We start from the raw sequence: 24,844 nt of genomic DNA, 5'->3' as shown, positions 1-24,844 counted from the left end.
TTTTAAAATATCTGTATCTCCAATCGAATTCATATTTTGATTAATAAAAATTAAAAAACGCACACCTTAGCTTCAGCCTTATTGTATTTATTGGTTTTGATAACTATTTGTATTTATTGATTTTAAATTTTTTAGATGGTTGATGATTGAAATTTTACAGGCCGTCTGAAAACAGTTTTTAGAACGATTGTTTCTTTTTAAACGGTTTGTTTCAAGTTGTGAAAAAACCGAGCCGTCCGATTAATACTGAAAAAAGTCTATAAAGGAGAAATATGATGAGTCAACACTCTGCCGGAGCGCGTTTCCGTCAAGCCGTGAAAGAATCGAATCCTCTTGCCGTAGTCGGTTGCGTCAATGCTTACTTTGCACGATTGGCGACCCAAAGCGGTTTCAAAGCAATCTATCTGTCTGGCGGCGGCGTGGCAGCCTGCTCTTGCGGTATCCCTGATTTGGGCATTACCACAATGGAAGATGTGCTGATCGACGCGCGACGCATTACGGATAACGTAGATACGCCTTTGCTGGTGGATATTGATGTGGGTTGGGGCGGTGCATTCAATATTGCCCGTACCATTCGCAATTTTGAACGCGCTGGTGTTGCAGCGGTTCATATCGAAGATCAGGTAGCGCAAAAACGCTGCGGCCACCGTCCGAATAAAGCCATCGTTTCTAAAGATGAAATGGTCGACCGTATCAAAGCTGCCGTAGATGCGCGTGTTGATAAGAACTTTGTGATTATGGCGCGTACCGATGCGCTGGCGGTAGAAGGTTTAGATGCTGCTATCGAACGCGCTCAGGCTTGTGTCGAAGCCGGTGCAGACATGATTTTCCCTGAAGCCATGACCGATTTGAAAATGTATCGCCAATTTGCAGATGCAGTGAAAGTACCTGTATTGGCCAACATTACCGAGTTTGGTTCCACTCCGCTTTATACCCAAAGCGAGCTGGCTGAAAACGGCGTGTCGCTGGTGCTGTATCCGCTGTCATCGTTCCGTGCAGCAAGCAAAGCCGCTCTGAATGTTTATGAAGCGATTATGCGCGATGGCACTCAGGCGGCGGTGGTTGACAGTATGCAAACCCGTGCCGAGCTGTACGAGCATCTGAACTATCATGCCTTCGAGCAAAAACTAGATAAATTGTTTCAAAAATAAGTAACCGCTTTCAGACGGCCTTTCAACAAATCCGCATTGGCCGTCTGAAAAATAAAACCCATAAAAATACAAAGGAGAAATACCATGACTTCAACTACTCAAACCCCGACTTTCAAACCTAAAAAATCCGTTGCGCTTTCTGGCGTTGCGGCCGGTAATACCGAATTGTGTACCGTTGGCCGTACCGGTAACGATTTGAGCTATCGCGGTTACGACATCTTGGATTTGGCACAAAAATGTGAGTTTGAAGAAGTCGCCCACCTGCTGATTCACGGCCATCTGCCCAATAAATTCGAGCTGGCCGCTTATAAAACCAAGCTCAAATCCATGCGCGGCCTGCCTATCCGTGTGATTAAAGTTTTGGAAAGCCTGCCTGCACATACCCATCCGATGGACGTGATGCGTACCGGCGTATCCATGCTGGGCTGCGTTCATCCTGAACGTGAAAGCCATCCGGAAAGTGAAGCGCGCGACATCGCCGACAAACTGATCGCCAGCCTCGGCAGCATCCTGCTGTACTGGTATCAATATTCGCACAACGGCAAACGCATTGAAGTTGAAAGCGACGAAGAGACCATCGGCGGTCATTTCCTGCACCTGTTGCACGGCAAACGCCCAAGCGAATCACACATCAAAGCCATGCACGTTTCACTGATTCTGTATGCTGAACACGAGTTCAACGCTTCTACCTTTACCGCCCGCGTGATTGCCGGTACAGGTTCTGATATGTACTCCAGCATTACCGGTGCAATCGGCGCATTGAAAGGTCCGAAACACGGCGGCGCGAACGAAGTGGCTTACGATATTCAAAAACGCTACCGTAATGCCGACGAAGCCGAAGCAGACATCCGCGAACGCATAGGCCGCAAAGAAATCGTGATCGGTTTCGGTCATCCGGTGTACACCATTTCCGACCCTCGCAATGTTGTCATTAAAGAAGTGGCACGCGGTTTGAGCAAAGAAACCGGCGATATGCGCCTCTTTGACATTGCCGAACGTTTGGAGAGCGTGATGTGGGAAGAGAAAAAAATGTTCCCGAATTTGGACTGGTTCTCCGCCGTTTCCTACCAAAAATTGGGCGTACCGACCGCTATGTTCACACCGCTGTTCGTAATTTCCCGTACAACCGGTTGGAGCGCACACGTTCTCGAGCAACGCAAAGACGGCAAAATCATCCGTCCGAGCGCAAACTACACAGGCCCTGAAGATTTGGCATTCGTGGAGATTGAAAACCGCTAATACGCGTAACAGCAGGGTGGGCCGCCAGCCCGCCCCATCTCGAAATGCCGTTTGAAAACAATGAATAAATGATGTTTTCGTTTTTCGACGGCCTAGTGCAGTATGCGAGAGAGAGAGCCGGCCGTTTGGAAAACATGCTGCTCTGCTGTCGTCATTCCCATACAGGCAGAAATTCAAAAGTTGAAATGTTCTGCTGTAAAGAGTGCTGAAAGATTTAAGTTTGGATTTCCGTCTATACGGGAATGATGGTAGCGGAGCAGCAATTTTTTTTCATACCGCGAATAGATTTCAGAGAACAAGCAATAAAACAGAATTTATGGTTTCAGACGGCCTGAAGGTCCGAATCAACAGGCCGTCTGAAACCCCAAAACCAAAAAAAAGAATAGATTTTAGGAGAACCGACATGACTGCCAACCAACGCTACCGTAAAGCTTTACCCGGTACGGATTTGGAATATTACGACGCGCGTCAGGCGTGTGAAGACATCAAACCAGGCTCTTACGACAAGCTGCCGTACACAAGCCGTATCTTGGCTGAGAACTTGGTCAACCGCGCAGACAAAGTCGACCTGCCTACGCTGCAAAGCTGGCTGGGCCAGCTGATTGAGGGAAAACAGGAAATTGACTTCCCTTGGTATCCGGCGCGCGTGGTGTGTCACGATATTCTGGGTCAGACAGCGTTGGTGGATTTGGCAGGCCTGCGCGATGCGATTGCCGAAAAAGGCGGCGATCCTTCCAAAGTGAATCCTGTGGTGCAAACCCAGCTCATCGTCGACCACTCTTTGGCCGTTGAATGCGGCGGTTACGATCCTGATGCCTTCCGCAAAAACCGCGAAATCGAAGACAGACGTAACGAAGACCGTTTCCACTTCATCAACTGGACAAAAACCGCATTTGAAAATGTGGACGTGATTCCGGCGGGTAACGGCATTATGCACCAAATCAACTTGGAAAAAATGTCGCCGGTTGTCCAAGTCAAAAACGGCGTGGCATTCCCTGATACCTGTGTCGGTACAGACTCACATACGCCACACGTCGATTCATTGGGCGTGATTTCCGTAGGCGTGGGCGGTTTGGAAGCCGAAAACGTGATGTTGGGTCGTGCATCCATGATGCGTCTGCCTGATATTGTCGGTGTTGAGCTGACCGGCAAACGCCAGCCTGGCATTACTGCCACTGACATCGTGTTGGCACTGACCGAATTCTTGCGTAAAGAGCGCGTGGTTGGCGCATTTGTCGAATTCTTCGGCGAGGGTGCAAGAAGCCTGTTCATCGGCGACCGTGCCACCATTTCCAATATGACCCCTGAGTTCGGTGCGACTGCCGCGATGTTCGCTATTGATGAGCAAACCATTGATTATTTGAAACTGACCGGCCGCGACGACGCGCAAGTGAAATTGGTAGAAACCTACGCCAAAACCGCAGGCTTGTGGGCAGATGCCTTGAAAACCGCCGTTTATCCTCGCGTATTGAAATTTGATTTGAGCAGCGTAACGCGCAATATGGCAGGTCCAAGTAACCCGCATGCCCGTTTTGCGACCTCCGATTTGGCCAGCAAAGGCTTGGCAAAACCTTATGAAGAGCCTTCAGACGGCCAAATGCCTGACGGAGCAGTGATTATTGCCGCGATTACTTCATGTACCAATACTTCCAATCCACGCAACGTTGTCGCCGCCGCGCTGTTGGCACGCAATGCCAACCGCCTCGGCTTGCAGCGCAAACCTTGGGTGAAATCTTCGTTTGCCCCGGGTTCAAAAGTAGCCGAAATCTATTTGAAAGAAGCAGGCCTGCTGCCTGAAATGGAAAAACTCGGCTTCGGTATCGTTGCCTTCGCATGTACCACCTGTAACGGCATGAGCGGCGCGCTGGATCCGAAAATTCAGCAGGAAATCATCGACCGCGATTTGTACGCTACCGCCGTATTGTCAGGTAACCGCAACTTCGACGGCCGCATCCATCCGTATGCGAAACAGGCTTTCCTCGCTTCGCCTCCGTTGGTCGTTGCCTACGCATTGGCAGGCAGCATCCGTTTCGATATTGAAAACGATGTACTCGGCGTTGCAGACGGCAAAGAAATCCGCCTGAAAGACATCTGGCCTACCGATGAAGAAATCGATGCCATCGTTGCCGAATATGTGAAACCGCAACAATTCCGCGACGTTTATATACCGATGTTCGACACCGGCACAGCACAAAAAGCACCAAGCCCGCTGTACGACTGGCGTCCAATGTCCACCTACATCCGCCGCCCACCTTACTGGGAAGGCGCATTGGCAGGGGAACGCACATTAAGAGGTATGCGTCCGCTGGCGATTTTGCCCGACAACATCACCACCGACCACCTCTCGCCGTCCAATGCGATTTTGGCCAGCAGTGCCGCAGGCGAATATTTGGCGAAAATGGGTTTGCCTGAAGAAGACTTCAACTCTTACGCAACCCACCGCGGCGACCACTTGACCGCCCAACGCGCAACCTTCGCCAATCCGAAACTGTTTAACGAAATGGTGAGAAACGAAGACGGCAGCGTACGCCAAGGTTCGCTAGCACGCGTTGAACCCGAAGGCAAAACCATGCGCATGTGGGAAGCCATCGAAACCTATATGAACCGCAAACAGCCGCTCATCATCATTGCCGGTGCGGACTACGGTCAAGGCTCAAGCCGCGACTGGGCTGCAAAAGGCGTACGCCTCGCCGGTGTGGAAGCGATTGTTGCCGAAGGCTTCGAGCGTATCCACCGCACCAACTTAATCGGTATGGGTGTGTTGCCGTTGCAGTTCAAACCGGGTACTAACCGCCACACCCTGCAACTGGACGGTACGGAAACCTACGACGTTGTCGGCGAACGCACACCGCGCTGCGACCTGACCCTCGTGATTCACCGTAAAAACGGCGAAACCGTCGAAGTTCCGGTTACCTGCCGCCTCGATACTGCAGAAGAAGTATTGGTATATGAAGCCGGTGGCGTATTGCAACGTTTCGCACAAGACTTCTTAGAAGGAAATGCAGCGTAAGGTAAATCGGGTATCGTCAAAATACCCGGACTACGCTCAAAAAGGTTTTCAGACGGCCTTGAATGTTTGAGAGGCCGTCTGAAAAAACCATACTAGAAATACAAAGGAGAACTCGAAATGCCGCAAATTAAAATTCCAGCCGTTTACTACCGCGGTGGTACATCTAAAGGCATTTTCTTCAAACGCACCGATCTGCCGGCAGCTGCGCAGGAAGCAGGCGAGGCACGCGACAAAATTCTCTTGCGCGTACTCGGCAGCCCCGACCCTTACGGCAAACAGATTGACGGTTTGGGCAATGCCAGTTCGTCCACCAGCAAAGCCGTGATTTTGGACAAATCCGAACGCGCCGATCACGATGTCGATTATTTGTTCGGACAAGTTTCCATCGACAAACCTTTTGTCGATTGGAGCGGTAACTGCGGTAATCTGACCGCCGCTGTGGGCGCATTTGCCATCGAACAAGGCTTGGTCGATAAATCCAAAATCCCTTCAGATGGCCTGTGTACCGTCAGAATCTGGCAGAAAAACATTGGCAAAACTATTATTGCCCATGTGCCGATGCAAAACGGCGCAGTTTTAGAAACAGGTGATTTTGAGCTTGACGGCGTAACGTTTCCGGCAGCAGAAGTACAAATCGAATTTTTAGATCCAGCCGACGGCGAAGGCAGTATGTTCCCAACCGGCAATTTGGTCGATGAAATTGATGTGCCGAATATAGGCCGTCTGAAAGTCACGCTTATCAATGCCGGTATTCCAACCATTTTCCTGAATGCCGCAGATTTGGGCTACACAGGCAAAGAGTTGCAAGACGACATCAACAACGATGCCGCGGCGCTGGAAAAATTTGAAACCATCCGCGCGTATGGCGCGCTGAAAATGGGCTTGATCAGCGATGTATCCGAAGCCGCCACCCGCGCCCATACTCCAAAAGTCGCTTTTGTCGCCCCTGCGGCCGATTACACCGCTTCAAGCGGCAAAACCGTCAAAGCTGCCGACATCGACTTATTGGTACGCGCGCTGAGCATGGGTAAATTGCACCACGCGATGATGGGTACTGCTTCAGTCGCTATCGCTACCGCCGCCGCCGTGCCCGGTACGCTGGTCAACCTTGCAGCCGGAGGTGGAGCACGTAAAGAAGTCCGTTTCGGCCATCCGTCAGGCACACTGCGCGTTGGTGCAGCCGCCGAATGTCAGGACGGACAATGGACGGCCACAAAAGCAGTCATGAGCCGTAGCGCACGCGTGATTATGGAAGGACAAGTCCGAGTGCCGGAAGATTGCTTTTAAGTTTTCAGACGGCCACGCCATTAAACAAGGCCGTCTGAAAACCAAATAAGCAGATTTTAGTCAGGTAGCGATACCTGCAATGGAGATTAGGGTTGGGCATGAAGCCTGACTAAACACCAAACCAAAGGCAATCTGAAAAGCTCTCAAATGTTTTTGCTCTTTTCAGACGGCCTGAAGCCAAAAAAACAATCAAAAATTCAAAGGAGAAACACCATGTCCAACCAACTCATTCTTGTTCTGAACTGCGGCAGCTCTTCACTCAAAGGTGCCGTTATCGACCGTAAAAACGGCAAAGTTCTCTTAAGCTGTCTCGGCGAACGTTTGGGTACGCCCGAAGCAGTCATTACGTTCAGCAAAGACGGCAAAAAATGCCAAACAGCCTTGACCGGCCGTAACGACCATGCCGGTGCCGTAGGTATGCTGTTGAAAGAGCTTGAAAAACACGGCCTGCACGACCGCATCAAAGCCATCGGCCACCGCATCGCCCACGGCGGCGAAAAATACAGCGAATCTGTTTTGATCGACCAAGCAGTAATGGACGAACTCAATGCCTGCATTCCGCTCGCTCCGTTGCACAATCCTGCCAATATCAACGGTATTTTGGCCGCGCAAGAGCACTTCCCGGGCCTGCCCAATGTCGGCGTGATGGATACTTCGTTCCACCAAACCATGCCGGAGCGTGCCTACACTTATGCCGTTCCGCGCGAATTGCGTAAAAAATACGCTTTCCGCCGCTACGGTTTCCACGGCACCAGTATGCGTTACGTTGCCCCTGAAGCCGCACGCATCTTGGGCAAACCTCTGGAAGACATCCGCATGATTATTGCCCACTTAGGTAACGGCGCATCCATTACCGCCATCAAAAACGGCAAATCCGTTGACACCAGTATGGGCTTCACGCCGATCGAAGGTTTGGTAATGGGTACACGTTGCGGCGACATCGACCCGGGCGTATACAGCTATCTGACTTCACAAGCTGGTTTGGATGTAGCCCAAGTTGATGAAATGTTGAACAAAAAATCAGGATTGCTCGGTATTTCCGAACTCTCCAACGACTGCCGTTCTTTGGAAATCGCGGCGGACGAAGGTCACGAAGGTGCGCGTTTGGCCCTGGAAGTCATGACCTACCGCCTTGCCAAATATATTGCTTCGATGGCTGTGGCTTGCGGCGGCGTAGATGCACTCGTGTTTACCGGCGGTATCGGCGAAAACTCGCGTAACATCCGTGCCAAAACCGTTTCCTATCTTGATTTCTTGGGTCTGCACATCGACACCAAAGCCAACATGGATAAACGCTACGGCAACTCCGGTATCATCAGCCCGACAGGTTCTATGCCGGCTGTTTTGGTGGTGCCAACCAATGAAGAGCTGATGATTGCACACGATACGGCGCAGTTGGCCGGCTTTTTGGAAGAAGTAGGCTAGGGCGAAGATTTTCCTAGGCCATAAACAATAAAAAGTGCGGACTCATCATCCGCACTTTTTTAATTACAACTCAATCAAGCCACTTGGGTTTGATGCTCGTCGCCGTTGCGTTCACGAATAACGCCCAAACGGTAAACGGTTTCGCCTTGTTCGCTTAAGAATGCTTGTACTGCATCGGCATCTTCTTTGGCAATGATAACGACCATACCAATACCGCAGTTGAAGGTACGATACATTTCTTGGGTTTCCACATTGCCTGCTTTTTGCAGCCATTGGAACAGTTTAGGCAATTCCCACGCTTTGGCATCGATTTGTGCGACGGTATTTTCAGGCAAAACGCGAGGTACGTTTTCGGTAATGCCGCCGCCGGTAATGTGGGCCATGCCTTTAATGGTGAATTTCTCCAAAGCGGCAAGGATAGGTTTCACATACAGGCGAGTAGGGGCGATGATGGCTTCGCGCAAGGTTTTGCCGTTGTCAAATTCCGCATCCAAATCAGGATTGTCGCGCTCGATGATTTTGCGTACCAAAGAGTAGCCGTTGGAGTGTGCGCCGTTGGAAGCCAAGCCCAAAACAACGTCTCCGGCCTGAATGCTGCGGCCGTTGATGACGCGTTCTTTTTCAACCACGCCGACGGCAAAACCGGCCAAGTCGTATTCGCCTTCGGGATACATGCCCGGCATTTCGGCAGTTTCACCGCCAATCAAAGCGCAACCGGATTCTTCGCAACCTTGGGCAATTCCTTTAATCACATCAGTCGCGCGGGCAACATCCAGCTTGCCGCAAGCGAAATAGTCCAAGAAGAACAAAGGTTCCGCACCTTGAACCAAAATATCGTTGACGCTCATGGCAACCAAATCAATGCCAACGGTATCGTGTTTGTCCCAGTCGAATGCCAGTTTCAGCTTGGTGCCGACACCGTCCGTACCGGAAACCAATACCGGATTTTTGTATTTTTTGCCGATTTCGACCAAAGCGCCGAAACCGCCCAAATCACCCAACACTTCAGGGCGCATAGTACGCTTGGCAAAAGGTTTGATGTTTTCGACCAGTTGATCGCCTGCGTCGATATCCACGCCTGCGTCACGATAGCTCAAAGAAGTGCTCATTGGATTTCCTTATTCGGGTATGGGTAGATTGTCGGAGCGTATTTTATCTTAAATTAGAGGATTCAGGCTGAATTTTTTGGCATTATTGTCAACAATTTTTATTTTATCTTAAATAGCCGTCGCGCTTTCAGACGGCCTTTGCGAATCTGTTATACTGCTTATTGATTTTGAAAACCTTAAACATCAATTGGGAAATACCTTTTTATGTATCAAAAGAAAGCGCGCGGCGCAAAACCGTGGATTATTATGGCTTGCGTTATCGCAGCCTTTATTTGGCTTTTATATGCCTTAGGCGATGTTTTGACGCCGTTTATCGTGGCCGCCGTTTTGGCCTATGTTTTGAATCCCTTGGTCGAGTGGCTGCAATTGAAGCGTATCCGCCGCGCGCCGGCCTCCATGATTATTATGGCACTGGCTTTGCTGATATTGCTGTCGTTGGTGCTGATTATCGTACCTATGTTGTTGAACCAGTTTAACAATCTGGCCGAACGCCTGCCGCAAATCGTAGGCTTTGTTCAAAACAAACTGCTGCCGTGGCTCAACAGCGTCAGTGGGGATTATATTCAAATCGATCAAGAATCAATCATCGCATGGTTGCAGTCGCATACTGATGAGTTGAGCAATACGCTCAAAGAATGGATTCCGACCTTGATGCGTCAGAGCGGTAACGTCATCAGCGGTGTCAGCAATTTGGTGTTGCTGCCTTTGCTGCTGTATTACTTCTTGTTGGATTGGAAACGCTGGTCTTCCGGAATCAGCAAATTGGTTCCGCGCCGTTTTATCAAGACCTACACGCGTATCAGCGGCAATATGGATGAAGTTTTGGGCGAGTTTCTACGTGGCCAGCTGATGGTGATGATGATTATGGGCTTGGTCTATGGCTTGGGCTTGATGCTAGTTGGTTTGGATTCCGGCTTTGCCATCGGTATGATTGCCGGTATTTTGGTATTTATTCCGTATTTGGGCGCATTTACCGGCCTTTTGCTGGCGACAGTTGCCGCACTTTTGCAATATGGCTCATGGCAGGGATTATTGATGGTCTGGGCTGTATTCGGTGTCGGCCAATTCTTGGAAAGCTTTTTCATTACGCCTAAAATCGTCGGCGACCGTATTGGTTTGTCTCCGTTCTGGGTGATTTTCTCGTTGATGGCTTTCGGACAACTGATGGGTTTTGTCGGTATGCTTGCCGGCTTGCCGCTTGCCGCCGTGACACTGGTTATATTGCGTGAAGGTGCATCTGCCTATTTCGGCAGCCATTTCTACAAACATAAATAATCGATAATATTAAGGCCGTCTGAAATCTAAGTTTCAGACGGCCATTGATAACAAAGGAAGTCTATATGTTAGCCATTATCGGCGGCAGCGGTTTGACCAAACTGCCAGAACTCGAAATTACCGAACGAAAAATCGTACGCACTCCATACGGCTTAACCAGCAGCCCTATTTTGTTCGGCAGGTTGGGGCGCTTGGATATTGTTTTTCTCGCCCGACACGGCTTCAGCCATACCATCGCGCCGCATGAAATCAACTATTGCGCCAATATCTGGGCGTTGCACTCTTTAGGCGTTGAAAACATTATTGCCATTTCTTCAGTCGTCGGTATCAACCCTGATTTTGAAAACGGCAGTTTGGTGCTTCCGGACGATTTGATCGACTATACCTATGGCCGCAAAGATACTTTTTTTGAAGGCCAAGAATGCCCTGTCGTCCATACCGATTTTTTCAACCCTTATTGCAATGAATTGCGACAAAAGTTATTAAATATCACGAAAGCGCACAATGTGCCGATTTACGACTCCGCCGTTTATGGTTGCCTGCAAGGCCCGCGCCGTCCGACCCGCGCAGAAATCGCCCGTTATCGCCGTGACGGGGTAGATGTACTCGGTATGACCGGTATGCCTGAAGCCGTTTTGGCCAGGGAGTTGAAAATGGCCTATGCCCACTTTTGCAGTGTCAGCAGCATTGATTGCTTTGATAGCGGAGTAGGGACTGAGGGCTGTGATGAGCAGACTTCTATGGCGATGACGAAAATCCGACAATTATTGAATGGTTTGTAACTGACAATGCCGTCTGAAATGATGTTTTCAGACGGCATTGTTTATTTAAGAAGCCGTTTCACGCGCCCAATGAGGTAGGGAGGCTTTTTGTTTGCGGAACGAGGCAAGTTGCATGCCCCGACATTTTTCAAAAATCAATTCAACCCCGCTTTGCAGCTGTAAAATCAAATTGGTATGCGTTTCCGTTTTAATAAAATCGATATTGCGTTGCACCAAGCGCTGAATGACGGCATATACATCAAGGCAGCCATTTGCAAAAAACCACGGATTCAACTTTACCCAACGGCCGCCGCTTAATGCAGCATCAGGCTGAAAATCAGCACGAATCTGAGTCAGCCGATTGTCAGAGAAATGCAGTTCAATATCGCCATAAAGCCAAATATTCCAGCCTTTTTGCACCAACAAGCCTTTAGGGACGCAATCAGGCGCAGGAAACATCTGCAAAATAGACTCTGCCGATTGTCCGATTTCCAGATAGTCAAACCGGCCGGTATACAAAAAATCATAAATATCAATGGCAATAGGAAAGTGGTAACGCATGGCAACAACCATAGAAAAGCAATTAACCAAGCTATCTTAAACTTAAAATATAATGAAATCAATTCTTATTACGATTTATTCAATATAAGAAAGGCCGTCTGTTGTTCAGACGGCCTTGTATCTTTGGTTTAAACAGATATTGGTTTACTCGGCCTTTAAATCAGCTACGCATTGCTTATCGCGTGCTTCAAAAGCTTCCGCGCCACCCAAGAGTTTGAGTTGCTCCTCAGGGCTGATTTTGCCGAAGTTTCGGATTTGCTCATCAGAGAGTTTGCTTAAAGGCTGATCCCACATGCAGACACAATAGTCTTGAGCCAATTTCTCGTTTTGCGCATCCAAACCTTTTGCTTTCAAATCGGCTTGCCATTTTTCAGCAAAAGGAATGTTTTTCACGCAAGACTCCACCACATTTTGTTTCATCTGCGGCTTGTTCATGGCGCATTGTGAGAGTAGGGCGGTCAGAGCCAGTAAAGACAAAATAATCCATGCCCAAATGCGGATGGTGCGGATTTTTGCCTTGGCTTTCTTTCTGGCAGCCAGTTGTTCTTCAGACGGCCTTTCCGTTTGTTGCTCAGTCATGCAGGCTTTCCATGCGGATCATGGTGATCGGAGCATCCACGCAGCTCAGAGCTTCAATCGCTGCGATAGCGCGTTTGACGTTGTGTTCCACTGTGGTGTGGGTCAGAATCACGATTTCGGCAGTGCTTTGATTAATCACGCCTTTTTGAATCAAAGCTTCGATAGAAACATTTTCTTTGGCCAAGAGTGCGGCAATTTGACCCAAAGTGCCCGGTTCGTCAGTTGCTTGAACGCGCAGATAGTAGCTGCTGGTGATTTCATCCATAGGCAGAATATTTTGCGCTTGAACTTGCGAAGGTTGGAATGCCAAGTGAGGGACACGATGGTCAGTCTCAGCTTCAATCAGGCGGGCAATATCAATGATATCGGCAACCACGGCAGAAGCCGTTGGCAATGCACCGGCGCCTGCACCGTAATACAAGGTTTCACCAACCATATCGGCATTGACACGAACAGCATTCATCACACCGTTAACGTTAGCCAGCAAACGGCTTTCAGGAATCAGAGTAGGGTGTACACGCAACTCGATGCCTTTGTCGGTTTTACGGGTAATACCCAACAATTTGATACGGTAGCCAAGTTCTTCAGCGTATTTGATATCGCGACTGTCGAGTTTGCTGATGCCTTCCAAATAGCAGGCAGAAAAGTTCATCGGCGTACCAAATGCCAATGCGCTCATGATGGTGATTTTATGGCCGGCATCATGACCTTCGATATCAAAAGTAGGGTCAGCTTCTGCATAGCCCAAAGCCTGAGCTTCTTTCAATACGTCTGCAAATGCGCTGCCTTTTTCACGCATTTCAGTAAGAATGAAGTTGCTGGTACCATTAATAATACCGGCAATACTGCGGATTTGGTTCGCAGCCAAGCCTTCACGCAAAGCCTTGATAATAGGGATACCACCGGCAACAGCAGCTTCAAACTGCACCATGACATTTTTTTCTTCCGCCAAAGGGAATATTTCATTGCCGTATTCAGCCAGCAGTTTTTTATTGGCAGTAACAATGTGTTTGCTGTTTTCAATCGCTTTCAATACCGCATCTTTGGCAATACCAGTACCGCCAAACAATTCAACAACAACATCAACATCTTGCTGTTGAACCAGCTCAAACGGATCTTTGATAAAAGCAGCATTCGGGCAAATTTGTTTGGCTTTTTCTTCGCTCAAATCACAAACAGCAGAAATACGGACTTCACGTCCCAAGCGGCGGCTGATTTCCGCAGCGTTGTCCTGCAATACAGTGGCCGTACCGCCACCGACTGTACCCAAACCTAAAAGACCGATATTTACTGGCTTCATTGTGTCTCCTTTTGAGCCGATACTTTAAAATAATCACGAAAAACCAAGGCTTGTTATAATCGCTTGCAATCGTAAATTCAGAGCAAAGCATCAATGCACAAGGTCAAACGTTGAATCCTACCTGATATTGCTTGATTTTGCACCTTTTTTTGCAAGTTTCCCAAGGCCGTCTGAAAATCGTTCTACCATAAAAACAGGAATTGCCATGAAAATCACAGAAAACCATATCGATGAAGCCACATCATTTTTTTCATCCTCACAAGGCATATTGCAAATCGGTGAACAAACATACTCAGAACCCATTTGCTGGCAAAATGGCAAAGTGAGCATCATTCCTCAAACAACCATCGAAGAATTAAATGAACAAATTTTTATATCAGCAATTAAAACAGCAGAAAACCGTCCAGAAGTCATTATCATAGGTACAGGAGCAAAACAAAAATTTCTGCATCCCAAAATTGCTGCAGTTTTATCAGCCTACGGCATCGGCTTCGAATGCATGAACACAGCCTCCGCTTGCCGAACTTTAGTTTTACTACAAGGAGAAGGACGAAACACATGGGCTTGGTTGTGGCCATAATTTGTAGAAAAGACTTTTGCATCATACTAGTACAAATTCGCATAATTTATACTATGTAAATTTCAAAAATAATCAAGAATATAGGCCAAATGCTTTTCCCACATAGCATGTTAGCAATTACTGTTTTTTAGGTATAGTATGATAGTAAACCTTTTATGTAATTAAAGTCAACCATAGGTATTTCTAAGATTTTGTTGTAATTTTTTAATTTTAAGAAGACTTTGTCTTATAATCATTTCATAATTCATAAATATTTTTTGAGGTATTTTGCTTGAAAAAATCCAGTGATGCTTAATAAAACGACAGGCAGTAACAGAATAATTGGATCAATAGCGAAGGGCATACTTAAGTAAATAAATACTGTTGTCCAAATAATACCGGACCGCCAAAACTTGGCCCTGTGGTAAATAGCAGCAGATTCCCTTGCCGCATTTTGTTGCCGGATTTTTCTCTTCATGAACCCATCAAAAACCGCACTACCTACCATAATAATCAATAATGGAATAAAAGCCATGATATTCCCTACTCGGATGGCGATGATTTTAAGCGTATCGTTTAGGATGGACAGTTCGGTTGCAAAATTTTCCAACATACCTGCGAAACTTGAACTTAGAGCATCATTCTGCTGTCCGTTAAGCAACGGGTCGATTCCGCTGAGTTTGAAGATAACCAAATATAATCCGTCGTAAATCCAGCGGATAACTGCAATATGGAACGGTAGCTCGGTCGTGCTGCTTTGGACAAAAATCTCTTGGGTTTGAATCAGTTCTGATTTCAATAAATCATCCTGTCCGAAGTAGGTTTGAATAGTTACCGACGAAAAAAACAGGATTGCAGTAACCAACAAAATGATGAAAGCCCATTTGAACGGTTTTGTCAAAAAACCAATGCTGGTTGACTTGGCCAGAAATTCGGGTGATTGGTTAACCATAATATTGTCCTTCTACAAAAGCATTATTTTCTGAGTCATCAGTGCGATTCAAGCGGACAATTTCACGCATTTTTTCAGCAACGGCAGTCAAATCGGATGGAACATCAATGTTCGGGTCGGGCAAGGGAAGCGGGAGTCGGATTTTATAGAGCTGCCCGCCCTCTAGTAGCGCAAAAGCCTGTCCTTTTGGCAGGTTAATCAAGTCTGATGTTTGCAGCATCGGGACGGTTTCTGTTGCTAACCGGTCTTCGTTCGAGCTGGTAAAATCCTCCATGTCTTTTGGAAGTGCGACATCTCCGGCGGAAGAGACTTGGGTGCCTGAAACGACTTTGACATCCGGTAGCTGGCTGGTCAGCAATTCGGCGGTTGATTCGTGCTTGACACGGAGCATAATCATATTGTTCAAGTTACCGGCAATTTGACCTGCTTTGGCGGCTGAACCGATTTTGGCTTCGACATCAGACCATGTTTGTGTGTAAACAGTTACTTGATAACCGGCACCTCCGGCTTTATTCAGCAGCGGAATGAACTCATCCCCGATTAATTCATTAAATTCGTCTGCATGAATAGCCACTTTCCGTTTTTTAGTTATTCCTGACTGGCCAAAGCCATGGCCGTGCTTGTAGATATGACCGGAAAGCGAAGTCAGGTCTGCAAACATTGCATTACCGACTGCTGCGGCTACTTCAGCATCGGTCAGTGCATCCAGTCCCACATATACCACTGCTTCGGAAGCCATGACTTTACGCCAGTCCATAACTGGTCGCTCATCCGTTAAATCATTGAAATCCGGACTGATTAATTCGGCTACTTTGCCGCTGGTCAGTTTTTCAAGTAATGGGTACAGTGATGAAACTAATTTATCGAAGTAGGTGCGCTCATTACCTAAAATGCCGATAACGGCATCCGTCAATGGATTGTTCGATCCTTTTGATTTCAGGAAATACGCGGTTCTAACCGTTTCCATATCCCGACCGGTTTTGCCGGCCGTTTTCTTTTGTTCTGTTTCCAAATCGTAAGATTCATATTCTTTTTCCCATCCTGGATATTCCAAGTTGAGCGTTTTTTCAAAATAGGCTTTAGCCAAATCATCCATATTTACTGCGCATTGGTAAATGCTCAAATAGGTTGGTTTGATGGAAATGGCTTCCATAATTTTGGCTAGCACGTTTACAAAACGCCATACGAATGCTTTAAATGCTGCCGAATTGCCTTCTCCTGGCAAACCATTGGACATACGGGTGGCCACTTCGGTAATCCGGGAGAAATCTCCAACAGGATTGTAACGGCAGGATACTTCGGGAAAACCTAGGTGAAAAAGGTAAAATGGCCGTTTCATCTTTTTTGCGCGCGCATACATCATCAGCATTACATCAGCATCACCCTTGGGGTCGAACATAATGGTTACGTCGCCACGGCAGATGTCTTGGTTAATCATGACCTCTGCAAGGCGGGTTTTACCGACACGGGTGGTTCCCCAAACCCCAGTATGGCCGACGCGCTCACCCAACGACATGAAGATTTCCTCTTCCTCAAGTTCGACGCCGTGAATTTCAGGAGAGCCACCGACGGGAGGCAAGGGGGCCACCGGATTCCACCAAGTATTTGATGAAGTCAGCTTGGTTAGCCATGTTTCTCCCGGTGTTTTGATTTCATGCAGCCGTGCAGCCTTATACAACTTTCCTGGAAGACGGAGGTGATCGTTTTCTGGCTGGCGAATCATCATCAAACGCTGGGTATGCTTCTGCGTCCATCTAAACCCTTTTCCTAAAAACAATGCTTTGTCGGATACCGGAATTTGATCGGGAGTAGCCGCATAATAGGGGAGGTTTTTCACATTTTTCCGATACCGGCGGATGCGGTTGCCTTCAAAATAGCGTTTGACTGCCAGCCCGCTTAGAACCGGAATAACCGCATAGCGACTGATTCCGGGCAAGGGCATGAGTGTGGCTGCCAGCATCGCGGCAGAATAGGATGCAGCGCTGCAAAATTCATAGGGGTAGCGGTATACATTTTCAGGAAGACGGATGGTCAGACTCATGAATCTTCTCCAGTCGGTTTAGATTGAAGTAGGTTTTGGCTGTCAGCCAGTGCAATATCAATGTTGTTTGGTGGTCTGCTGTCGGCTTTCACAATTAGGTGTAGTTTGTCTTCAGGTATCAGATAGCAGTGAAACAATAACTTCTGCTGTGCTTTCACGGCTAAGGCGGTATAGATGGCAGAACGCTTGGTGCGACCATGAAGACCCAGTGCGGTAAATCCTTTTTGTGCCAAGAGGCCAGGGCAGCTTGGGTTGTTTTTGTCAAAGACCCCACCGGCGTATTCTCTAAAGATGGCCGGCGTAACCAGTAACATTCCTTGTTCGACAAAATGGACGGGGGAGCCGCTTTGGTTAACGGTAATACTGCCCTCGGCCAGTCCATTGGCCAACCAGTTCCAAAAGCGTTTTCCCTCATCTTTTAGTGCCTGCTTTTGCCCGTCCAGTACATCATTGGCTTTTTTGTGGATGGCAGGTTGCTGATCCAGCATATTGTCCTGTCGGTGAACCGTGACCGGTCGTGGGGAGCGTGTCGGTAGGGATTTCCGTTCGTCTTGGATTTCATCCAAAGCGGCGGCTGCGGTATCCTCTGAGGAAAGATATTGCGGCACACTCTGTTGTGGTGAAACTGGTTTATCTTGAATATCAGGATTGGTATCGTTTTCAGATGACGAGTTGGGTTTTTCGGCACTTTGTCCGTTAAAGTCGGAGAACAGAGAGTCCAGAACAGACATTGCTTTTTTCTTAGGTTGTTTCTCCTGTCGTTTAGCTGGGGACAGACTGTTAGCGGTCTGTACTTCAGACGTCGTAGTAGTAACCTGATCGGTCAGAGCCGGTTGTTTCTTCTGTTCTGTCGGATTCGGTGATTCTTGTATCTTGAGGGGAATATCACTTGAAGTATCAGTATCTTCCTCTTCCAGTAGGTTGTGCAGGCTCAAAAGTGCATCAATACCTGATTTTGCTTTCGGTTTGTCTTTTTTCGGTTTGGCTTGAGGTGGCGGCAGGATTTCTACTTCCGACTTAGAAGGGGAGGATGGGGCAGGTATAACCTCAGTTTTCTGTTTGGGAATATCTTCCTGTACTGCCAAAAAATCCATTTTGCGCACAGGCGGAGGGGGGATGTTGTCGATTTCGTCGACTTTTTCTGTTGGCGTTAAAGCAGATTCAGCCATAATTCCTGGCTCGTTTTTCAAATCAGCAGTATCTTCTGATGCAGGTTCGTACATCTGCAACGTTACATCAGGGCATACTTCCAACATTCCCTGAAATTCGTGCGGGTATTGGCCTTCAGGGTACAGTGTGTTCAGCTTGAAACACAGCATGGTAAAAAAATGCGATTTAACGGCACCATCCATGCGTTCAAAACTGACGGCAACAGGAGTAACGGCTTTACGGTTGTCTTTCGGGTTGGGGAGGACAGCACCGTATTCCAGCAAAGTATCGAAAATACGCTGATTATCTGATGGAAATAAAGCTGCGTCAGGGTGTTTACTTTTGCCAAGATAGGTTCGGATGTAATCGGGAACATTCTTGGCCATCATAAAGACCAAATCGCCTTTTCTAAAAATATCGCCGCCGGCGGTAGAGGCAATGCTGAAATGGGCGCCACGTTCGGCCAACATGCTACGCAAAGTATTCATCACGATTTCGACGAGAGGCGGACGTTTTGCTGAGGAGAAACGCTGTCTCGAGCCATGACGCAGGTCTCGGGCTGTGGATGTCATGTCGGCTTGTTTGATAATGTCCGTCAGTGGACTGTCTTGTTGCTGGCCAGAAAGATAGCTACGCAATGCTTTAATCAAATTCGGATCGGCTTCATTCATCCATTTGCGTGCATTGGACGGTACGATGCTTTGGAAAAACGTCCAACCCAGCGCGGCATGAGCTTCGTAAGCAGCTTTATGATTCGGAAAGGTCACGCGGTACAGTTTTTTACCACTTTCGTGCATGTTGCCTGTATCGGGCATCCATAAGGAAAATTTTCTACTATTGGCTTTTTCGTATAACTCAATTTCGAAAGAAGTCAGCGTTTTACCGATGTCGTGTAGCAGGGCGGCCGTCAGGATACCGTAGCGCCACACGGCAGTCAGACGTGCTATGTCTTCGGTTTTTGCATTCGGCGGCCAACTGCGCGAAGAAGAAGCGAGCAGGGCGAGGGCGGCAACGTCAAGCGTATGTTTGACCAAGCCGCCGTCGCCAGCATGATGGTGAGATTCTGAGGCAGGAAGACGCTGAACAAAAGCTATGAAATTGCGTAATAAGGGCAGACCGTCCCTGTTCCAGTTTTCATTTGAGAGACCGAGATTGGCTTTGATGTTGGCAATAGAAGGCTGTAAATCTAATTCTGCAATCAACTCATCAGCTGACAGAATCAGAAACTTATCGCCATAAATTTTTTGAACGGCAACTGAAACCGGTGCAGGGGATTGCTGCGGTTTTGAAGGTTTGCGGTTAAGGTAGAAATAGGCAGCTCCCGCGCCGCCTATTAATGCCAAGCCTGTGTAGGATAGCCAGTCCATCATGCGTAAGCCACATAGTCGGGATGGATCATCCGCATCATTTTAAGTTTGAATTGTAGTGCCGGCGCATGAGGCTGGTCACTGATATACAGATTGGCATTGGGGCAATAGCGGTAAAATTCGCAGAACGGTTCATTCAGACTGTTCCAGTTGCCGTTCGGTGTTTGTGCGATGAAGTAGCAGCCTTCGAACTCCCGGCTTAATAAGTCAGCGATATGTTCATCAGTCGCAGTTACAGGAAGTTGTTCCAGCAAACTGGTGGTTTTTTCAACCAAAAACGCCTCTGTGGATGTTTCATTCAGGGTATATTGCTCGATAAAACCCTCACACTGGTGCAACATTGACAACAAAATGCCGGACCACCTCGGGCTGGCTTTGTCAAAACGTTCTAAGCTGAAGCAGAGTTGGTTGAAATGGTAATTGTCCATGGTGAGTTTCCGAAAGTGGTTTTAGTAAAGCAAATGTTATCCTATGTAGAAAGGTAGGCAAGCAATAATCCGTATCAGGGCTTTTTCGTATTGTTTCTTGACAAAAGTCCAAAACCATGAACTCTTTTCAGCCTTTTCTCTTTTTGACAGCCATGGACAACCATGGCTGTCGTTACCTTTATGGCCGTTTCTTTTTCCTTTAAGTCTTTTTAACTCTTACATTTAAGGCGTTTCCATTAACCATTAAGCCTTTTAAAAAGGAAATATGCGGTTTTAAGCATATTTCCTTTTTGGCTTTTCTGATAAGTCCTTTACCATTTAGGTTCATACTATTTCGATTTTGTCAAGAAACAATACGATAAAAATCAAATTCATATTATTTCTGTCAAAATTTTTGACAAAGTTTCACAATCAATCCCGTCGCTTATTACGACAACTTTTAATTTAAAACCGACCTGTGGTTTGAAGATAGAGGTGGGGGTACCTTTACTTTAACCTGCTTCGTATTCTTAAAGAGGAGCGTTGGCTATCCTGTTCCATGCAGACGTCACCGTATAGCGTCTGTTCCAGCGTCCTTCTTTAAGAATATGGGCATGTACAAGGGTCGCATCATGCAGACAAATAACCAAACCGCCATTCCCGCCGAATTTGAGATGCTGCTGCAAGAAGTAGGCAAAAAATACGACATTGGCGACTCTGGCAGGTTTATCAAGCAGAACGAAGGCGATGAAAAAGTTGTCAGCTTTCTGAATTGGGTATTTCCTTACGCCAAATCCATTAAAGCGTCCGATGTGCATTTTTCCAGCCGCGAAAACGGCTGCCAAATCCGTATCCGTCACGAAAACATGCAGATAGCCAACGAATGGCTGTTTACCCGTCAGGCCGCGCTCATCATCAATAACCAAATCCGTGCCAAATGCCGCTTACCGATACACGACATTGACTCCTGCCTGGATTCATCGTTTTGGATGCTAGATAGTGATGGCGAAGCCATGATTGATATCCGGGTCAGCATCGCACCTACAACCTTTGGTCAAAACATTGTGTGTCGATTAGGTAATCAGGCTGCTGATTTGCCGTTATCCAAAATCGACATGCCAGAAGATGTGCGTTCTGCTTATTTGCAAGTATTGGACAGCAAACAGGGCATGATCATTGTCAGCGGGCCTACCGGCTCCGGTAAAAGTGCGACTCTGGCAGCCAGCATCAGCCATCTGAATAAAGAAACCATCAACATCATGACGGTAGAAGATCCCGTTGAAAATCGTATTTCCGGAGCCAATCAGGTCAGCATTAATCCGCACCGTACCTTTGCCAAGGTTCTGCGCTCTTTCTTGCGACAGGATCCGGACATCATCATGGTAGGCGAAATCCGTGACACGGAAACTGCTGCGATTGCTACAACTGCAGCCAATACCGGCCACTTGCTGCTCTCTAGCGTCCATGCCAATAACGCACCGGCAACATTACTGCGCTTGATGGATTTGAATGCCGAACCGTATGCGTTGGCTGAGGCTCTGCTGTGTTTCTTTTCCCAGCGCTTGGTAAGAAAACTATGCAGTAACTGCGCTAAAACGGTCAATCTGAGCGAGGAGCAACAGGATCAATTACCAACGCGTTTCCCGAATAGATCCTATTACGCCATTAACGAAAAGGGCTGTGAATTGTGCGGACATCAGGGCCATAAAGGGCGGATTCCCGTATTTGAAATGGCATTTAATACCATCGAGGTCCGTCAGGCCATTCTTTCTCAGGACTTAGACGGTGTGCGTGCCGCATTATTCAAGCAATCTGTGTACCGGACATTGACCGAAGCGGCACTAGAACTGTCAGCAGTAGCCAAAGTCGATTTTTACGATGCGTTATCCGTAACCCAAGAAACTTTTTTATCGGATGTTGGGGCAAGTTATGAAACTGTATAAAACCGCAATAAGTATCACCTTGGCAGGTTTGCTGTTTCCGAGTATGGCGACGGCGGCACCTGATTTGCAGACACAGCAAGCATCGAAAACAGCCGCTGATTTAAGCGGCATCATCAAACCGTATCAAACCGTCGGTAACTTTAAAGATGAGGCGAAGCGGATTTATATGTTTGTATCGTTTGATTGTCCGTATTGTGCCAGCACGTGGGCAGGCTTTGCCCAGTGGGGTCGAACCCTGCCTGAGCCGTACCAGCTGGTTTTTGTGCCACTGTTCGGAACAAAAACACAAAACGCGGCTGCTACGGCTTTCTACATCGTTAGAGACATGGCTCCTAACCGCATTAACGAATACATGCGGTTGGCTTATGGTGAAACGACCAACCGCAGGGTAACACCGGATACCTATGTAGGCATCCTACGCAGCATGGGTTTCAGTCAGGCGCAAATCAATGCTTCACTAAACAGTAAAAACATCCAAAACCGCATTGCCCGAGCCATAGACTTGTCACGCCGCTACCGAGTTTCGGTTACGCCTTCTTTCGGTGTTGTCGGCAAATACACGACCCACGCCGGCTTTACCAACGGTGATTACAGTCTGCTGACCCAGTTATTAAACGGATTGGTATCAGATGCGATGGAAAAGATTTAAACCTTACCGCCGCCTGGCTTTTTGGACGGCAACCGTACTGTACGGTCTCTGCATGATTAATGTTCCTCCCGCCCAAACATGCCAGCTACCTAATGAGTGGATTGATAAGGGTCGGTTTGTTGCGCAACATTTGGACAAGCCCATGCTGATGGCAAGCAAAACAGTATTTAGCCTGTCGCTCTATCCGAAATGCTTTGCTCCGGTATCGGAGTCAAATGGAATAGACGGTTGGACGGCCGAGGCATTGAGACCGTTGCAGAAACATGCTTACCGCAGTTATAAAAATTGGATGTCCGTTATAGCTTGGGCGGTATTGATTAACGCAGTTTGGTTTTGGTTGTTTGCAGCGGCAGCTGCTTGGAAAGGCATAAATAATGGTAATCAGCAAAAGTAATTCGGCAGCAGTCGTGATGACGGCATGGTTGTTGGGGGCTTGTGCATACCCTACCCAACAGGGTCAGGCACAAGCAGAGACGGCCGTAATGCCGGTGAGCGAGCGTACGGAATTGGTAGTGCTGCGCCAACCTGCCGGATATTCGGATGTGGCTTTGATAGGGATAGAGGAAGGTACCTATATCTGGAAACCGCAAGAAATCAGTCCGTTCGGAATCCAACTTTCTTTCGGTAACAGTGATGGCGGTTCGAAGCACCTTCATACAGTGTATTTCGCTACCGATTCCGCCACCATTAGTAAAAAAGAGAAACAGCGTTTAGAAGCAATTGTCGCATCACTGCCTGAAAGCGGAGTGATATTGTCAGGATATGCAGACCCAAGAGCCTCTGGTTCTTATAACTTGGAATTATCGCGCAGACGTGCCGATGCAGTAGCCTCTTACCTTCGTTATCACGGCATCAGCGTGGACAAAGAATGTGCTTACGGCAAATACCGGCTTCCGGATGCCAATTTGTGCCAGTAAGGAGAACAGAAAATGACGAATGAAGAAGTGTATTACCCCGAATGTATCGATACCATGCAGCAGGTTCTAATTTTTGAAGCCGACGATCTGATGCCTATCTTTTTGGGGTTGGCGGCAGCGGCCATTATCAATATGCAGGTCCGTTCCCCCATGCTGTACATATTCGGGCTGCTTGGCGGCATCCTGATGAGTGTAATGTATATCAGATTGAAACGGAATGCCTTGCCCGGCGCGTTTATCCACCTGATTTACTTATGCGGCCTACCGCTGAACAAAGTCTTTAACAATGGCCTGTTGCGTCGTGTGGAGGATTGATATGCAACTGAAAACAGCCCGTAAGAAGATGGCGGATTTATTGGGCGAAAACCGGACTTTGAAAATTGTCTGCCTGTGTTTGGGGATTGTTAGTGTGGGTTTGACCTATAAAGTTGCCACCATGCACGAGCGCATTGTCATCCAACCGCCGAACTTGACTAAAAGTGCAGTTGCTGCATTTGACCACGCTTCCGTTGAGTATTTCGAACCGATGGCGATTTACATCGTTTCAACCATTTCTTCAGTTGTGCCGGAGTCCGTGGACTTTATTTCAGACAGTATGGAACAGTTTTTTGATCCAGAGGTGTGGGTTTCGTTAAGACCGCAGTTGTTGGCTGTAAAAAGTAATCCAAAATACAACGGCATCAATGCCATGAGTTATTTTCAACCGACCAACGGCGTGATTTACGAGCCTTCCACTAAAAAATTCTACGTTAGCGGCAAACTTACTTCGTCAGCGTACAGTAAAGGTGCAGTACAAAGTATCGGTTCGGTACAGGCTACTTACGAATTGAAGATGTATATGAAAAACGGTCTTCCGCGAGTCAGCTACTTCAAAGCCTATGTAGGTGAGCCGATGACCGAAGAATGGATGCGCTCCCATAAAGACCAGGCAGAAAAACGTCAGGAGCGGATGAAACAGGTTGTTCCCGATGCCCGTGAAAGTGAAATACAACGGGATCCAACAATACAGGCTGCCGAGGAGCAAGCGGTTCAGAGCGCCCCAGTCACGCAACCGGCATCGGAAGTTCCGACAAAAACAACCAACCCAGTCGGATTGCAACCTTCGGGTACCGGTATTGAAGGTGTAGAGCCGCCAGTCGGCAAAGAGGACATTTTACCGTGAG

22 protein-coding genes are annotated in these 24,844 nt (G+C 47.7%); 14 read left to right on the top strand and 8 right to left on the bottom strand.

What is annotated here, in order from left to right; all coding sequences use genetic code 11:
* Window positions 1–275 precede the first annotated feature (275 nt).
* From prpB to ACTHTU_RS01460, 5 genes are all read left to right on the top strand, one after another.
* Entirely contained in the window at window positions 276–1,151 is an 876-nt protein-coding gene (gene prpB / locus ACTHTU_RS01480; protein WP_440361551.1) for a methylisocitrate lyase, read from the top strand.
* Between the two features lie 84 nt (window positions 1,152–1,235).
* Window positions 1,236–2,390 carry a bifunctional 2-methylcitrate synthase/citrate synthase gene (prpC, locus tag ACTHTU_RS01475; protein ID WP_440361550.1) on the top strand — a complete coding sequence of 385 codons (1,155 nt, stop codon included), beginning with the start codon at window positions 1,236–1,238 and terminating at the stop codon, window positions 2,388–2,390.
* A 403-nt stretch (window positions 2,391–2,793) separates the two neighbouring features.
* Window positions 2,794–5,400 carry a Fe/S-dependent 2-methylisocitrate dehydratase AcnD gene (acnD, locus tag ACTHTU_RS01470; RefSeq protein ID WP_440361549.1) on the top strand — a complete coding sequence of 869 codons (2,607 nt, stop codon included), beginning with the start codon at window positions 2,794–2,796 and terminating at the stop codon, window positions 5,398–5,400.
* Between the two features lie 117 nt (window positions 5,401–5,517).
* Window positions 5,518–6,687, top strand: a complete 1,170-nt coding sequence (gene prpF / locus ACTHTU_RS01465) for a 2-methylaconitate cis-trans isomerase PrpF (RefSeq protein WP_440361548.1) — start codon at window positions 5,518–5,520, stop codon at window positions 6,685–6,687.
* A gap of 213 nt (window positions 6,688–6,900) precedes the next feature.
* Window positions 6,901–8,112 carry an acetate kinase gene (locus tag ACTHTU_RS01460; protein WP_314460772.1) on the top strand — a complete coding sequence of 404 codons (1,212 nt, stop codon included), beginning with the start codon at window positions 6,901–6,903 and terminating at the stop codon, window positions 8,110–8,112.
* Window positions 8,113–8,186: 74 nt separating this feature from the next.
* Here the strand turns inward: ACTHTU_RS01460 and purM are convergent, their stop codons facing one another.
* Window positions 8,187–9,221, bottom strand: a complete 1,035-nt coding sequence (gene purM / locus ACTHTU_RS01455; protein WP_036490898.1) for a phosphoribosylformylglycinamidine cyclo-ligase — start codon at window positions 9,219–9,221, stop codon at window positions 8,187–8,189.
* A 204-nt stretch (window positions 9,222–9,425) separates the two neighbouring features.
* Here purM and ACTHTU_RS01450 point away from each other — a divergent pair, with 204 nt between their 5' ends.
* Both ACTHTU_RS01450 and ACTHTU_RS01445 read left to right on the top strand, forming a co-directional pair.
* On the top strand, window positions 9,426–10,496 hold the full coding sequence (locus ACTHTU_RS01450; protein WP_440361547.1) for an AI-2E family transporter: 1,071 nt from the start codon (window positions 9,426–9,428) through the stop codon (window positions 10,494–10,496).
* A gap of 65 nt (window positions 10,497–10,561) precedes the next feature.
* On the top strand, window positions 10,562–11,278 hold the full coding sequence (locus ACTHTU_RS01445; protein ID WP_440361546.1) for an S-methyl-5'-thioinosine phosphorylase: 717 nt from the start codon (window positions 10,562–10,564) through the stop codon (window positions 11,276–11,278).
* Between the two features lie 45 nt (window positions 11,279–11,323).
* Here ACTHTU_RS01445 and ACTHTU_RS01440 read toward each other — a convergent pair whose 3' ends face one another.
* From ACTHTU_RS01440 to ACTHTU_RS01430, 3 genes are all read right to left on the bottom strand, one after another.
* Window positions 11,324–11,818, bottom strand: a complete 495-nt coding sequence (locus ACTHTU_RS01440) for a hypothetical protein (RefSeq protein WP_440361545.1) — start codon at window positions 11,816–11,818, stop codon at window positions 11,324–11,326.
* 144 nt (window positions 11,819–11,962) lie between these two features.
* The gene (locus tag ACTHTU_RS01435) at window positions 11,963–12,397 is read right to left on the bottom strand and encodes a hypothetical protein (protein WP_049322347.1); all 435 of its coding nucleotides are present in this window, start codon (window positions 12,395–12,397) and stop codon (window positions 11,963–11,965) included.
* Entirely contained in the window at window positions 12,390–13,697 is a 1,308-nt protein-coding gene (locus tag ACTHTU_RS01430; protein WP_440361544.1) for a homoserine dehydrogenase, read from the bottom strand. Before ACTHTU_RS01430 ends, ACTHTU_RS01435 begins: the two co-directional genes overlap by 8 nt.
* Window positions 13,698–13,902: 205 nt before the next feature.
* Here ACTHTU_RS01430 and ACTHTU_RS01425 point away from each other — a divergent pair, with 205 nt between their 5' ends.
* Window positions 13,903–14,277 (top strand): Mth938-like domain-containing protein, encoded by a 375-nt coding sequence (locus ACTHTU_RS01425; RefSeq protein WP_440361543.1) that lies wholly within the window; start codon window positions 13,903–13,905, stop codon window positions 14,275–14,277.
* A gap of 244 nt (window positions 14,278–14,521) precedes the next feature.
* Here the strand turns inward: ACTHTU_RS01425 and ACTHTU_RS01420 are convergent, their stop codons facing one another.
* Genes ACTHTU_RS01420 through ACTHTU_RS01405 form a run of 4 tightly spaced genes read right to left on the bottom strand, consistent with a single transcriptional unit; the run spans window position 14,522 to window position 20,193 of the window.
* On the bottom strand, window positions 14,522–15,208 hold the full coding sequence (locus ACTHTU_RS01420) for a DUF4400 domain-containing protein (RefSeq protein ID WP_440361542.1): 687 nt from the start codon (window positions 15,206–15,208) through the stop codon (window positions 14,522–14,524).
* Window positions 15,201–17,249: a type IV conjugative transfer system coupling protein TraD gene (traD, locus tag ACTHTU_RS01415; protein ID WP_440361541.1), complete on the bottom strand. Its 2,049-nt coding sequence runs from the start codon at window positions 17,247–17,249 to the stop codon at window positions 15,201–15,203. The genes ACTHTU_RS01420 and traD overlap by 8 nt, the downstream gene beginning before the upstream one ends.
* The gene (mobH, locus tag ACTHTU_RS01410) at window positions 17,246–19,768 is read right to left on the bottom strand and encodes a MobH family relaxase (RefSeq protein WP_440361540.1); all 2,523 of its coding nucleotides are present in this window, start codon (window positions 19,766–19,768) and stop codon (window positions 17,246–17,248) included. Before mobH ends, traD begins: the two co-directional genes overlap by 4 nt.
* Window positions 19,765–20,193: a hypothetical protein gene (locus ACTHTU_RS01405; protein WP_107986751.1), complete on the bottom strand. Its 429-nt coding sequence runs from the start codon at window positions 20,191–20,193 to the stop codon at window positions 19,765–19,767. Before ACTHTU_RS01405 ends, mobH begins: the two co-directional genes overlap by 4 nt.
* A 611-nt stretch (window positions 20,194–20,804) precedes the next feature.
* Here ACTHTU_RS01405 and ACTHTU_RS01400 point away from each other — a divergent pair.
* Genes ACTHTU_RS01400 through ACTHTU_RS01375 form a run of 6 tightly spaced genes read left to right on the top strand, consistent with a single transcriptional unit; the run spans window position 20,805 to window position 24,843 of the window.
* The gene (locus ACTHTU_RS01400) at window positions 20,805–22,115 is read left to right on the top strand and encodes a GspE/PulE family protein (protein ID WP_440361539.1); all 1,311 of its coding nucleotides are present in this window, start codon (window positions 20,805–20,807) and stop codon (window positions 22,113–22,115) included.
* A complete protein-coding gene (locus ACTHTU_RS01395; protein ID WP_440361538.1) occupies window positions 22,102–22,764 on the top strand; it encodes a hypothetical protein in 663 nt (220 codons plus the stop codon). The genes ACTHTU_RS01400 and ACTHTU_RS01395 overlap by 14 nt, the downstream gene beginning before the upstream one ends.
* The gene (locus ACTHTU_RS01390; protein WP_440361537.1) at window positions 22,745–23,158 is read left to right on the top strand and encodes a hypothetical protein; all 414 of its coding nucleotides are present in this window, start codon (window positions 22,745–22,747) and stop codon (window positions 23,156–23,158) included. Before ACTHTU_RS01395 ends, ACTHTU_RS01390 begins: the two co-directional genes overlap by 20 nt.
* Entirely contained in the window at window positions 23,139–23,681 is a 543-nt protein-coding gene (locus tag ACTHTU_RS01385; RefSeq protein ID WP_440361536.1) for an OmpA family protein, read from the top strand. The genes ACTHTU_RS01390 and ACTHTU_RS01385 overlap by 20 nt, the downstream gene beginning before the upstream one ends.
* 12 nt (window positions 23,682–23,693) lie before the next feature.
* Window positions 23,694–23,996, top strand: coding sequence for a type IV conjugative transfer system protein TraL (locus tag ACTHTU_RS01380; protein WP_107986761.1), 303 nt, complete (start codon window positions 23,694–23,696; stop codon window positions 23,994–23,996).
* 1 nt (window position 23,997) lies between these two features.
* On the top strand, window positions 23,998–24,843 hold the full coding sequence (locus ACTHTU_RS01375) for a TraE/TraK family type IV conjugative transfer system protein (protein WP_440361535.1): 846 nt from the start codon (window positions 23,998–24,000) through the stop codon (window positions 24,841–24,843).
* Window position 24,844: the final 1 nt, after the last annotated feature.

This window comes from Neisseria sp. P0020.S005, assembly GCF_051957055.1.
Taxonomy (GTDB): Bacteria; Pseudomonadota; Gammaproteobacteria; order Burkholderiales; family Neisseriaceae; genus Neisseria; species Neisseria subflava_A.
The sequence above is the reverse complement of the archived record's forward strand: the minus strand, read 5'-3'. Positions and strand labels throughout refer to the sequence as shown.